Origin of the sequence: Luteococcus sp. H91 (assembly GCF_038433135.1) — a bacterium.
Lineage (GTDB): Bacteria > Actinomycetota > Actinomycetes > Propionibacteriales > Propionibacteriaceae > Luteococcus.
Map to the genome: position 1 here is coordinate 1 of NZ_JBCDMV010000043.1, position 12,558 is coordinate 12,558.

The following is a 12,558-nucleotide window of genomic DNA, read 5'->3' on the forward strand; positions in this document are numbered from 1 at the left end:
CTGAGGAACACCACCATGACCACCCTGCCTTCCGCTCGCCTCGAGCAACAGGCAGACTAGAAACCACCAAACCAGTGGCTCCCTTTTCAGCCGCCGGAAACGGTCCCCAATTCGACCGTCGTTGACAACCGCAGTGCCTTCGAGGCAGGACGCCCCACCCCGCGCAGTCGGGCCCTGCCCAGCACACCCGATGAGCGAGGCCGCTACATCCTGCAACGTCTGCTCACCTCGCGGGACTACGTCAAGCTAGATGAAATTGCCGAGGCTCTGTTTGTCTCCCGGACCACGATCACCCAAGATCTGCGAAACATCGAAGGTGTGCTCAGGGACTACAGCCTGCTCATCGACCGGAAGCCGTATCACGGTGTCAAGGTGGTCGGCGCAGAATTCGACATCCGTCACTGCCTGACCAGCCATTTCACCGGGGTAGGCAGCCTGCTGAATCCTGACCAGATCCCGTTCCGACAGATCGCTGAACGAGCCCTCTGCGAGCCGTCGATCCCCATCTCAAAGGATCTACTGGACAACCTGTCCGTCCACTTGGCGGCAGCCCTACTCCGGGTGACCAGCGGGAACGTCTACCCGGACCAACAGGCCTCACTCCGCCCGTTTGTCACGGACCGAGAGCTGGACATCGCGGACCGGTTGATGCGTGCCGTCGAGCAAGCGGTCGGGCTACCCATCCCGCGCGGCGAGGTCAGCTATCTAGCGCTCAATCTTGCTGGCAAGCGCATCCTCGGGGGCAAGGAATCCGGCGATGCGCTGACCGAACAGGCCCATCTCGTGGTCGACGCAATGATGGGCGTGCTCGACGAAACCTACGGATTCGAGCTGTACCAGGACGAGACTCTAGCTGGCGCCCTCACGCAACACACTGCGGCCCTGATGGTTCGGCTCCGCTTCGGAATGACGCTCAGCAATCCCGTCAAGGATCAGATCAAAAGGAGCCACCCGTTGGCCTTCGTCATGGCCTCCCAAGCTTCCTCGCTATTGGGACGAGAGATCGGCGCTGAAGTAGACGAGGACGAGGTCGCCTACATCGCCCTGTGGCTGGAGCTAGCACTGCAACGCCGTCGCCCGCCACACCCACGGCGGCGTGTGTTGGTGGCCTGCGCCTCGGGCCTCGGCACCGCCCGCCTGATGGAGTTCGCCTTCCGAGACCGCTTCCCGGAGTTGATCGAGTCCATCACCTCCATGGAGGCGCACCGTGTAACCGCCGAGGATCTGGAGGACGTGGACATCGCCTTCTCCACGGTCCCCATGGACGTACCGGCCGACACCCGCCTACACCTGATCAGTGACTTCCTCGCTCCCGAGGATGAACCTCGGATCCGGCAGGCGTTGCTGCGCAGGCCGTCCGTCGACGTCGCCCAGTACTTCCGACCTGAACTCTTCATCGGCCACTTGCAGGCTGCGAGTCGGCACGACGCCATCCAGCAACTGGCGCTTGCCTGTCACCACACCTTCGATCTTCCCGATGTCTTCGAACAGTCCATCCTGCGGCGCGAAGAACTATCCTCCACCGACTTCGGGAATCTCGTGGCCATGCCCCACGCCGAGGTGGCCATGAGCAGCGAGACATTCGTCTGCGTGGGCGTGCTGGAGGAACCGATCCAGTGGCACCGTCACCGCGTACAGGCCGTATTCCTCGTCAGCGTCTCTTCTCTCGAAGGCGAGGATCTTCGCAGATTCTACGGCTCCCTGACTCGCCTTCTGATGAACCCTGAGCATGTCAATTACCTCATCGAAAACCGCGACTTTGAGGCACTGATAGTGCGGCTACAACAAATCGCCCAAGATCTGGAGGTGGACTAAATGTCCAAAGACCCTTATGAAATCGCATTCCAGCTGATCCTCGCCGCTGGGAATTCTAAGAGCAAGGCATACGAAGCCATCGAGGCCGCGCGCGAGGAACGTTTCGACGAGGCCCGCCAGTTCATCAGGGATTCAGAGGCCGAATTCAGAGCTGCACACGACCTCCAGTTCTCGCTGCTGCAGGACGAGGCAAAGAAGCGACACGTCGCGGTGAACATCATCCTCGTGCACGCGGAGGACCACGTGACCATGGCCTTGATGGCTCGCGAAAATGCAGAGGAGTTCATCAATGTCTACTCCGCCATCGCGGAGCTGAAGAAGACCATCACGGCAAGCACCATCACTTCAAAGGAGAACTGACCATGCCGAACAACGAACTGCGGATCATGCTGGCCTGTGCCGCGGGAATGTCCACCTCCATCCTTGTTCAGCGGATGCAGGAGGCTGCTGCTTCGCAGGGAAAGAACTACACGATCTGGGCAGCAGACCAGACTCAGGTGGAAGGTGAACTCGGCAACTTCGATGTCCTGCTCCTGGGCCCCCAGGTCCGGCACATCCTGAAGAAGATCAAGGGCATCGTGGGCGAGGCAGCCCCCGTCGACATCATCGAGCCCCGCGCTTACGGCCTCGGCGACGGTGCCGCGGTTGTCGCCCAGGCGGAACGACTGGTGGGTTGACGATGGCTTCGATGGAGAAATTCACCGACGGTTTGGCAACCGTCGCCGAGAAGGTGGACGACAACAAGTACCTGTCGTCGCTCAAGAACGCCTTCACCTTCTACCTGCCCTTCATCCTGGTGGGTTCATTCGCCACCCTGCTGACCACATTGATCTCCAGCCCCCAAACCGGCTTGGCGAAATGGGTGCCGTGGCTGGCGAAGCTAGGGCCGGCCTTCAGCGGCATCAACTTTGCGACGATGTCCTTCATGACGATTCCGATCGTCTTCATCCTCGGCATGCAGTTCGCCAAGCGGAACAAGACCCCGGAGCTCGCTACGGGCGCCCTGTCGGTCGTCGCCTACATCACCGTGGTGCCGCAGGTCGTCACCGGCTTGGTCCAGAATGCGGATCCGGTCACCACTCCCGGCCTCGCCGTGGGGGCTCTCGGAGCCCAGGGGCTGTTCGTTGGCGTGCTGTGGACCATCGTGATCACCGAGCTGTTCCGCTTCCTGGCCAAGGTGAAGTGGCTACAGATCAAGATGCCGCCGAGCGTGCCCCCGGCGGTCACCCAGTCCTTCAACTCCCTCCTGCCGATCTTCATCATCTTGGTCTTCTCATCCGTCTTTGGTGTGCTGTTCAAGCTGGCAACTGGCTCCTACCTGAATGAGTTCATCTACAAGGCACTCCAGGCTCCTCTGGAAGTGCTCTTCCAGACCTCCGCCGGGGTTGTCCTGATGGTCATCGTGGCGCAGCTCTTCTGGTTCCTGGGCATCCACGGCGGCCTGGTGGTCTCCCCCATCCGGAACCCGCTCTTCGCCTCCGCGATCGCCGCAAACGTGGCGGCGGCCAATGCCGGCGAGCAACCCACCCAGATCCTGACCTATGGCTTCTGGCAGGCCTTCGCCGTGCTCGGAGGAGCGGGCTGCACCCTCAGCCTGATCTTTGCTGCCCTGCTGGTGTCCAAGCAGGACGACCTCAAGGCCATCTCCAAGATCGGCTTCCTGCCCGGGATCTGCGGCATCTCCGAACCGATGGTCTTCGGCGTCCCGCTGCTGCTCAATCCCATCTACGCCATTCCCTTCATCGGCAACGCAGCCGTGGCGTCCGGCATTGGCGTGGCGGCGATCAAGCTGGGCTTCATCCACGCGAACACCGTCGATGTCCCCTTCGGTGTACCGATCTTCCTGAACGGCTTCATCAGCCTTCCCCGACGGATTTCTCTGGGGAGGAGCCAGCGCCGCCAACCAGTGTGAGGGGGCTTGGAACGAAGACGGAAAGGGCCCCTCGGTGGGGGACGTGACCCGTCGTAAGTTCGAGGTGGATCCCAAGGACTACAAGGCAAGCCACGCCATCGACAGTGCCGATGTGGAACGTGCCATGGCATTCGAGGGCACCGGCCCCTACGGCAAGCGCCGCGGGAACGACTTCTACCACCGGTACGAGGAAGACCTGGACCTCTGGTCGGAACTCGGCTTCGGCATGCTTCGGGTGTCCATTGCCTGGAGCCGCCTGTACCCGACGGGAGAGGAGACCGAGCCCAACCCCGCGGGCGTCGACTTCTACCGTCGGCTCTTCCAAGGAATGCGCGACCGCGGAATCGAGCCCTTGGTCACGCTGCACCACTACGAACAGCCTCTGGCCACCGTCTTCAACCGGAATGGGTGGCATGACCGGGAGATGGTGGACCTCTTCCTGCGGTTCGCGGAAACCTGCTTCCGCGAGTTCGGACACTTGGTGAAGTGCTGGTTGACCTTCAACGAGGTCGACTCGATCTTCCGTCACCCATTCACCACCGCCGGCCTATTGGGGGACCGCTTCAAGGGGCAGGACATGGAGCAGGTGTGCTACCAAGCGCTGCATCACCAGCTGGTGGCTGCGGCAAAGGCCGCAATCATGATGCGGGACCTGGTCCCGGACAGCCACATGGGCTGCATGCTCACCAAGACCCTCCACTACCCCCTCACCGCCGATCCTGCCGACCAGTTGCTCGCCCAGCGAGTCAACCGGGAGAACCATCTGACTGCAGATGTACAGGTCTTCGGCGAGTACCCACATTGGGTTCAGCGCGAATGGAGACGCAAGGGAATCAGCGTCGAAATGACCGACGAGGACCGCTCCACCCTGCGCGAGGGCGTCGTCGATATCTTCACCTGCAGCTACTACATGTCGATGGTGGCCACGAAGGACGAGGGGGTCCGAGAGAAGGTGGCCGGCAATCTCTCCGAAGGTGTGAAGAACCCCTACCTTGAAGTCAACGAGTGGAATTGGCAGATCGACCCGATGGGTTTGCGGTACTCGCTGATCGACCTCTATGACCGCTACCGCTTGCCGCTGCTCGTCGTCGAGAATGGGATCGGCGCCTACGAGCAGATGACAGGTGACCAGCCCATCCAGGACGATGCCCGCATCGCTTACTTCCAGGCCCACATTGCCGAGATGGGACGAGCAATCGAGGACGGCGTTGACCTGCGCGGCTTCGCACCTTGGGCCACGATCGACCTCGTCTCCATGTCCACCTGTCAGATGACCAAACGGTACGGCTTCGTCTACGTCGATGCCGACGACGAGGGTAATGGCACCTACAACCGCTACAAGAAGAAGTCCTTCGACTGGTACCAGCGGATGGTGGCCAGCAATGGACGAGAACTGGGGGATCTGTGAACAACCAGCCGATCATGTGGGGCGGCGCCATCGCCGCCAACCAGGCCGAAGGCGCCTGGGATGTGGATGGCAAGGGACCGTCCACGGCCGATGTGGTGCGGGCCAGCAAACACGGCGGCCCGTCACGCTTTGCCAATGTCAGTCTCGCGGTGGAAGACGACGTCTTCTACCCGTCGCACCAGGCGATCAGCTTCCACGACAACTTTCGGGAAGACCTGGAGCTGCTGGCCGGGATGGGCTTGCAATGCCTGCGTACCTCGATTGCATGGACGCGGATCTTCCCGACGGGCTTCGAGGAGCAGCCCAATGAGGCCGGCCTGCGCTTCTACGACGAGCTCTTCGACGAGATGCGGCGGCTGGGTATGGAACCCGTGGTGACGATCACTCATTACGAGTACCCCTTGGAGGCGGTGAAGGAGCTCGGCGGTCTGGAGAACCGCTCCTGGATCGACCTCTATGCCAAGTATCTGGATGTGCTGCTGCAGCGCTACGCGGGGAAGGTCCGCTACTGGATGACCTTCAATGAGGTCAACAATGTCATCCGACTTCCCTACCTGGCCGGGGGAACCCCCACTGTCGAAGGTGAGGATCCTAAGGTCACGCTGTACAAGGGCTACCAGTCTGCTCACCACGCCTTCGTCATGAACGCCATGACGGTGGAGCGGGCCCACGAAGTGGACCCCACAGCACAGGTCGGCTGCATGCTGTCGCTCTCCAATGTCTACCCGGCCGACTGCGCCCCGGATAATGTGCTGGCTTCGTACCAGACCCGTCGTCGGCAACTGCTGTTCAGCGACGTGATGATGCGCGGCCACTACCCCGGTTACGCCCAGCGCATGATGCGCGAGGAGACCGGCATCGGCCAGGTCGAGATTGCCGACGGAGACCTTGAGCTGATTGCCGAGTACCCATGCGACTACTTGGCATTCAGCTACTACCGGAGCACCACGGTACGGGCCGGCGACCCGATCCAGGTGAATACTGGCGGCTCGGTCGGCCTGGAGAACCCCTTCCTGCAGTCCTCTGCGTGGGGATGGCCAATGGATCCCGTGGGCCTGAGGTACACCCTCAACGAATTGTGGGACCGCTACGAGAAACCGCTGTTCATTGCCGAGAACGGACTTGGCGCGGTGGACGCGGTGACTTCTGACGGCATCCACGACACGGAGCGAATCGACTATCTGGACAAGCATCTCGTCCAGGTGATGGAAGCCGTCGACGACGGCGTTGAGGTGATGGCCTACACATGGTGGGGCCCAATCGACATCGTGTCCGCAGGAACGGGGCAAATGGCCAAACGCTACGGCTTCATCCACGTTGATCTGGACGATGAGGGCAAGGGCAGCGGAAAGCGCACCATCAAGGACTCGTATCACCGCTACCGGAAATGGATCGCAGAACACTGAGAAGCAACACCATGCGTGGCCGCCTGCGCGATGGCCCGCCCACACCATGGTGTGGGCGGGCCATCGTCATCCTCAACCGGGCCAACTCATCCGATGGTCATCAACCAGTGGCTCCGACGGCAATCACTCGCGGTGATGGCTCTGGGCCAAGGCATAGACCGGCGTCTCCATCCCCTCGAGCCGCGCCTTGAGCTGAAGGGCGACGTAACGGGAGTAATGCCTCGACTGGTGCAGATTGCCGCCATGGAACCACAGGTTCGGCACCTGGGTGGGCTTCCACATGTTGCGAATCTCACCCTCCCAAGGGCCGGGATCCTTGGTCGTGTCGGAGCCAAAGCCCCAGCACTTGCCCACTGTGTCCGCCACCTCCTGCGAGATCAGCTGAGCAGCCCAGCCATTCATCGAGCCGAATCCGGTGGCGTAGACCACGAGGTCGGCTGGCAGTTCGGTGCCATCCGCCAGGACAACGGCCTGCTCGGTCAGGTGGCTCACCTCGGCTGGCGCCACCAGCTTGATGTCACCATTGGCCATCAGGTCCGAGGCACCAATGTCGATGTAGTAGCCGGAAGCCCGTCGCAGATACTTCAGGAACAGACCGGAGTCATCGTCACCGAAGTCGAGCATAAAGCCGGCTTCCTCAAGACGGCGATAGAAGTCAGCATCCTTCTCCCGGATCGCGTCGAAGGCCGGTCGCTGGAAGTCCGGCAGGATCCGATACGGAATGGACGCGAACATCAGGTCGGCAGTGTCGGTGTCGATGCCGTTCTCCAGCGCATCCTCGGAGTAGAGCGGCCCCAGCGCGTGCTCCATCAATGACTCCGACTTCACGATGTGCGTGCTGGATCGCTGCAGCATGGTGACGTCGGCGCCGTTCTCCCACAAGTCGGCGCAGATGTCATGAGCGGAGTTGTTGGCTCCGATGACCACCGCCTTCTTGCCCTTGTAGGGCGCTCCTCCCGGATGCTTGCTGGAGTGGTGCTGGTCGCCCTGGAAGACGTCTTGCCCGGGGATCTCGGGCACATTCGGGATACCTGACATCCCGGTGGCGAGGACCAGGTGGGTGGGGTGCAGGACCACCTCGCGGCCCTCGCGCTCCACATGGACCGTCCAGGTTCCGCGGCCCTCGTCGAAGGTGGCGCTGCGCGCCGAGGTATTGGTCCAGTAGTCCAGTTCCATGATCGAGACGTAGCTCTCCAGCCAGTCCCCCATCTTGTCCTTGGGCGTGAACACCGGCCAGTCGTCGGGGAAAGGCAGGTAGGGCATGTGGTCATACCAGACCGGGTCGTGCAGGCACAGTGAGTGGTAACGAGAACGCCACTGATCACCCGGCTTGGGATAGCGGTCCACGATCAATGTCGGGACGTCCAGACGGCGCAGGCGCGCCCCCAGCCCGATTCCGCCCTGCCCACCGCCAACGACAAGCACGTAGGGCTGCTGATCAGTGCCGTAGGACTCGACTTGCTTCCGACGCCGATCGAGCCAGTTCTCCCGATCCTTCTGCACGCCGTGCTCAGCGCCAGCGATGCGGCGTCGCCCCTTCGGCTCAGGGTATTCCAGCAGCTCTTGGGCGCTGGTGAGGAAGGTCCAAGCCTTCTCGCCGCGCAGCCGGACGATGCCCTTGGCTGCGAAGGTGGCATTGGCACAACTGATGTGGGCTTCGACGACCTCTTCGGAACGGTCCACCCGGGTCACCGTGAAGTCCCTTGGCCACGCCTCGGGACCAACACTCTCGAGCATGGCCCGGATCTGGTCAGCGCCTTCAGCGGTGTGCAGGTTCCACGTCATGAAGACCAGATCTCGCCAAAAGCCCCCCGGTTCGAACAGGTCTAGGACCTGCTCCACCTCGGCAGCGTCGACCGCATCCTGCAGTTTGGTGAGCCATGCCTGCACTTCTTCTGGCACCTCAATGCCCGGACGGGCAGTGCACTGTTGCGTCGTCATCGACCTCTCCCCTTGCTCGTTCCCGCGTTGGAACAGTTGCCGGGACACTAGTCAGCCGGTTGAGGTGGGCACAGGGTTGCAGAAGGTTGCAGGGACGGTCAGGCGATAGGGCCGTGAAGCGAGCACCGGCCCCAGTCGGCTACGTAGGCGCGACACCTCCGCGCGCACAGTCACGACGGCACCGGCGTCTCCGGTGAACGCAGATGCAAGCCGTCGCGCATCCAGACCCGCGGGGTGACCGGCCAGCAGGGAGAGCAGTTCGCGCTGGCGGGGCGTGATGCTGATGTGGACTGAACCAGCCGCCGTGGCCAACTCGACCGAGGGACGTGCTCCGTCGACCACGGTCAGCGCCAACGGCACCGTCCGGTGCTCTCGCAGCACCCAACCCGCTGCCCATCGCCCCACCTGGACGAAACCGAGGCCGTCGAGCCAACGAATCCCAGCCTTCTGGAGGGTTCGGGCATCGACCACCCGGCCACTCACCGGAAAGCCCTCGCTGCGGAGGACGAAGCCTTGCTCATCGAGGATGACGTGCCGGCCGGGCACCGACGGCAACGGGGTCTGTCGTTCCACGTCGGCCCGGTGGGCCTCGTCGAGCAGGCGCCTCGCCTCGTCCGCCACCGAGGCTACGAGAGCCAGCGTGTGCGGGTGCGCCGCCAGCAGAGGTCCGGACACGGTGAAGGCTCCAAGGGGCTGGGAATGTCCTCCGCCCTGCACCGGAGCACCGGTGCAGACCCACCCGTGATGGCGGTCGTTGCTGTGCTCTGGACCGAACAGCTGCACGGCTTGCCGTTCCACCATCGCCGTGCCCAGGGCATTTAGGCCAACGGCCTGTTCCGACCAGTTGGCGCCCATGACAAAACCGAGTCGATCGGAGGCATCGCGAACCATTCGTGGGCCGACGATCCCCACCACCACGCCCTCGGCGTCGCAGGCGACCAGTTGACAGCCAGCGCTCTCGGCCAACGGAAGCAAGCGCTCACGCAGCAAGGGCATGACCAACTTCAACCCGGGAGTGATCCGTTCCCTCGCTTGGTCCTCGGGGAGGACGTCGGCATCGCACGCAGCCCTGACGGACGGCCGCTGCCACCCTCGTCGGACGACCTCTCGAACGCCATTGGGCACCTTCCCGGATTCCATCCAGGACTCGTGCTGGGCACGCAGTTGCCTGGCCTTCTGCGCCACATCATCAAAAACGCTGAGCGCTGGGCTCAGCACCATCTGGGCCATGCCGCCTCCTGACAATCGACGGGTGAGGCCACGCTAGCCAATCATCGGGCCGGATAGGTCAGCCTTCGCACCGAGCGCTCCATCTCAGGGCGCCTTGGTGCGCCCGCTCTGTAGCAAGGAAAGTGGCGCCCATCTGATGCGTCAGACCATTGTTCCCAGAAATTCGCCAGCTACAGTTCTCCTATCCAGCGGATCGACGAGCTTCCGGCGACGGACATGCTCCCCCGCACACTTTGTTGTGCTGCCCGGGAGTTGTCCACGTGCCGTCGTTGCTACGAGTCTCCGCCAAGGAGCTCTCCACCCTTGGTGACCGCTTGAGTGCCATGCTCACCGAGAACATGACCCACCAAGTGGGACGCCAGCCTTCGCCCGGCGAGATCCGTTCCTGGGACCGCAGTGCGCCGTATCTGGCCGCCGATCTGGTACGAGCGGAGCGCTCCGGCGTCGAGGTGCTCGTCGAATACCAACTGCCGTTCACCAGCAAGCGCGCCGACATCGTCCTTGCCGGCAAGGACCGCCGCACCGGCCGAAACAAGTACGTCGTCGTCGAACTCAAGCAGTGGTCCGATGCGGCCCGATTCGAGGACAGCGACGACTTGGTGTCCATCGGCGCCTACGGGGCTCACCCCGTCACGCACCCGTCGGAACAGGTCCGCTCCTACTGCGAGTACATGACCGACTACACCGCCGTCCTGTCAGAGGACCCGGCTGCGGTTGAGGGAGTCGTCTACCTCCACAACGCCACTGACCTGGGCATCTCTGATCTCTTGGACGCACCCGCTGCCTCGACTGGCCGGATCTTCACCGGCCAGCGTCGTGGCGAGTTCATCGATTTTCTTCGTGACACTTTCGCCGACACCGACGGGGCCGAAGCCGCAGATGCGCTGTTGGGCAGCAAGATCGCTCCGTCGAAGCAGCTGCTGAAGCTTGCCGCTGAGGAAGTCCAGCGTCGTGAGATGTTCGTCCTCCTCGATGAACAACGCGATGCCTTCAACTACGTCCGCCATGCCGTCGACAAGGCGCGACGCGCCAACACCAAGACCGCTGTGATCGTCTCTGGCGGACCAGGCAGTGGCAAGAGCGTGATCGCCCTGTCCCTGATGGGCGAATTGGCACGACAAGGGCGCACCGTCGTCCACGCGACAGGGTCCCGCTCCTTCACGATGACGCTACGCAAGGTAGCCGCCAAGGGATCCACCCGGGTCCAGAAGAACTTCCAGTACTTCAACTCGTTCATGACCGCGGAGCCGAATGACCTCGACTGCCTGATCCTGGACGAGGCGCATCGCATCCGCGAGACCTCCGCGAACCGCTGGACCAAGGCCGAGTTCCGCACCGGCCGCCCTCAGGTCGACGAGTTGCTCAGTGCCGCCCGCGTCCCGGTGTTCCTGTTGGACGAGAATCAGGTGGTGCGTCCCGGCGAGCTGGGCACGGCGGACGACATCGAAGCCGCGGCGCGAGCACGCGGCATGGATGTGATGCGGATCGATCTGGACGCCCAGTTCCGTTGCGGCGGATCGCAGGCCTACGTCGGTTGGGTGCAGAGCCTGCTGGGGCTCACCGGCGACGGCCCTGTCCGCTGGGAGACCGACGGCCGGTTCGACGTGCGGCTGGCCGATTCACCCAGCGCCCTGGAAACCCAGCTACAGGCCCGTCTGAGCGAAGGTTTCGGTGCCCGGATGGCCGCTGGCTACTGCTGGCCGTGGAGCGACCCGAAGAGGGACGGCACGTTGGTTCCGGACGTCCGGATCGGTGAGTGGACGCGGCCCTGGAACCTCAAGGGTGACCGCAGCATCGGCGGCGCACCGCCGGCAGCGCTGTGGGCCACGGACCCCGCTGGCTTTGGCCAGGTGGGATGCGTCTACACCGCGCAGGGCTTCGAGTACGACTATGCCGGCGTGATCCTTGGGCCGGACCTCGTCTGGCGCACCGACCGCTGGGTCAGTGTTCGCGATGCCAACAAGGATCCGGACTTCCGCAACCGTAAGCGCGTCGACGACGCCTACTTCGACCGTCTGGTGCGCAACGTCTACAAGGTGTTGCTGACCCGTGGCTTGTTGGGAGTGACGATCCACAGCACCGATCCCGAGACTCAAGAGTTCCTGCACAGCCTCATCGACTAGCAGTACTGGCAAGACCGTCCTACACCCACCACGGATCGACAGGCTTCCTGACAGGACATGCCTCCCCGTTTGAACAACGGAGAGCACGCGCATGTCCGCCATCATCCGGATCAGCCGCAACCTAAGGCAACACTGGGAGTACGCCAAGGAGGTGTCCTTCTGGGACTTTCCCTCCAATAGAAAGAGCGTCGAGGAAGGCACTCGGCTCTACTTCTGACTTGGGGGATGTCAACCGGGTTGACGGCGACCGGGACAGCGGGACGGGACGATTCCTGGGTACAGCACTCGCGACGTCCAACCTGTTTCCCTTCCAAGGAGCATGGATGCCCTGGGATGACGATCACAGCCGCTACAAGTTCCGAGTGCCACTGGTCGACGTCGTCGACACTCCTCCGCTTGGCGTCGACCATTGGCCCCTGGATGACCACATGGGCAACCGAGCCAATCGCAGCGTGGAGCTGGCTTCGGCCCAGGAGACTCGGGTCAATACGAGTGGAATTCCTCGAGTTTCTTCTCCAGGGGCAGCGTCGCGGCACGGACTCGCTCGGGTCGCTCACCCTCGATCCTCCATAACTCATCTCGACAGGCATCCGCGGTGTCCCGCGTCAAGTAGTTGGCAGGATTTCGGGCTCGGGAAAGTTGGGGACGGTCGGGTCGGCCAGACCGCGGTGGACGTCCGAGGGCCGGTTCCAGGCCAGCGCTTGGTGCGGGCGGACGGTGTTG

At 62.9% G+C, this 12,558-nt stretch carries 8 protein-coding genes and 1 pseudogene; 7 read left to right on the forward strand and 2 right to left on the reverse strand.

The features are described from left to right. Positions 1 to 210: 210 nt before the first annotated feature. From AAEX57_RS15895 to AAEX57_RS15920, 6 genes and pseudogenes are all read left to right on the forward strand, one after another. Positions 211 to 1,815 (forward strand): BglG family transcription antiterminator, encoded by a 1,605-nt coding sequence (locus AAEX57_RS15895; RefSeq protein ID WP_342093279.1) that lies wholly within the window; start codon positions 211 to 213, stop codon positions 1,813 to 1,815. Further along, positions 1,816 to 2,175 (forward strand): PTS lactose/cellobiose transporter subunit IIA, encoded by a 360-nt coding sequence (locus tag AAEX57_RS15900; RefSeq protein WP_342093271.1) that lies wholly within the window; start codon positions 1,816 to 1,818, stop codon positions 2,173 to 2,175. A gap of 2 nt (positions 2,176 to 2,177) precedes the next feature. Next, positions 2,178 to 2,492: a PTS sugar transporter subunit IIB gene (locus AAEX57_RS15905; RefSeq protein ID WP_342093272.1), complete on the forward strand. Its 315-nt coding sequence runs from the start codon at positions 2,178 to 2,180 to the stop codon at positions 2,490 to 2,492. Between the two features lie 11 nt (positions 2,493 to 2,503). After that, a complete protein-coding gene (locus AAEX57_RS15910; RefSeq protein ID WP_342093273.1) occupies positions 2,504 to 3,727 on the forward strand; it encodes a PTS sugar transporter subunit IIC in 1,224 nt (407 codons plus the stop codon). A gap of 4 nt (positions 3,728 to 3,731) precedes the next feature. Further along, positions 3,732 to 5,135: pseudogene (locus AAEX57_RS15915) on the forward strand (glycoside hydrolase family 1 protein); the annotation flags it as partial. Continuing rightward, positions 5,132 to 6,541 carry a glycoside hydrolase family 1 protein gene (locus AAEX57_RS15920; protein WP_342093274.1) on the forward strand — a complete coding sequence of 470 codons (1,410 nt, stop codon included), beginning with the start codon at positions 5,132 to 5,134 and terminating at the stop codon, positions 6,539 to 6,541. The pseudogene AAEX57_RS15915 and the gene AAEX57_RS15920, both read left to right, overlap by 4 nt. 123 nt (positions 6,542 to 6,664) lie before the next feature. Here the strand turns inward: AAEX57_RS15920 and AAEX57_RS15925 are convergent, their stop codons facing one another. Further along, entirely contained in the window at positions 6,665 to 8,482 is a 1,818-nt protein-coding gene (locus AAEX57_RS15925) for a flavin-containing monooxygenase (RefSeq protein ID WP_342093275.1), read from the reverse strand. Positions 8,483 to 8,533: 51 nt separating this feature from the next. Continuing rightward, positions 8,534 to 9,712: a hypothetical protein gene (locus AAEX57_RS15930; RefSeq protein ID WP_342093276.1), complete on the reverse strand. Its 1,179-nt coding sequence runs from the start codon at positions 9,710 to 9,712 to the stop codon at positions 8,534 to 8,536. A 323-nt stretch (positions 9,713 to 10,035) separates the two neighbouring features. On the opposite strand from AAEX57_RS15930, the gene AAEX57_RS15935 reads away from it, so the two are divergent. Further along, complete coding sequence (locus AAEX57_RS15935; RefSeq protein WP_342093280.1) at positions 10,036 to 11,835, forward strand: DUF2075 domain-containing protein; 1,800 nt, start codon at positions 10,036 to 10,038, stop codon at positions 11,833 to 11,835. Positions 11,836 to 12,558 lie beyond the last annotated feature (723 nt).

What these genes read in the sequence shown, in the direction of transcription:
- AAEX57_RS15900 (WP_342093271.1), top strand. Translation starts at nt 1,816, where the DNA reads ATGTCCAAAGACCCTTATGAAATCGCATTCCAGCTGATCCTCGCCGCT.
- AAEX57_RS15905 (WP_342093272.1), top strand. Translation starts at nt 2,178, where the DNA reads ATGCCGAACAACGAACTGCGGATCATGCTGGCCTGTGCCGCGGGAATG.
- AAEX57_RS15910 (WP_342093273.1), top strand. Translation starts at nt 2,504, where the DNA reads ATGGAGAAATTCACCGACGGTTTGGCAACCGTCGCCGAGAAGGTGGAC.
- AAEX57_RS15925 (WP_342093275.1), bottom strand. Translation starts at nt 8,482, where the DNA reads ATGACGACGCAACAGTGCACTGCCCGTCCGGGCATTGAGGTGCCAGAA.
- AAEX57_RS15930 (WP_342093276.1), bottom strand. Translation starts at nt 9,712, where the DNA reads ATGGCCCAGATGGTGCTGAGCCCAGCGCTCAGCGTTTTTGATGATGTG.
- AAEX57_RS15935 (WP_342093280.1), top strand. Translation starts at nt 10,036, where the DNA reads ATGCTCACCGAGAACATGACCCACCAAGTGGGACGCCAGCCTTCGCCC.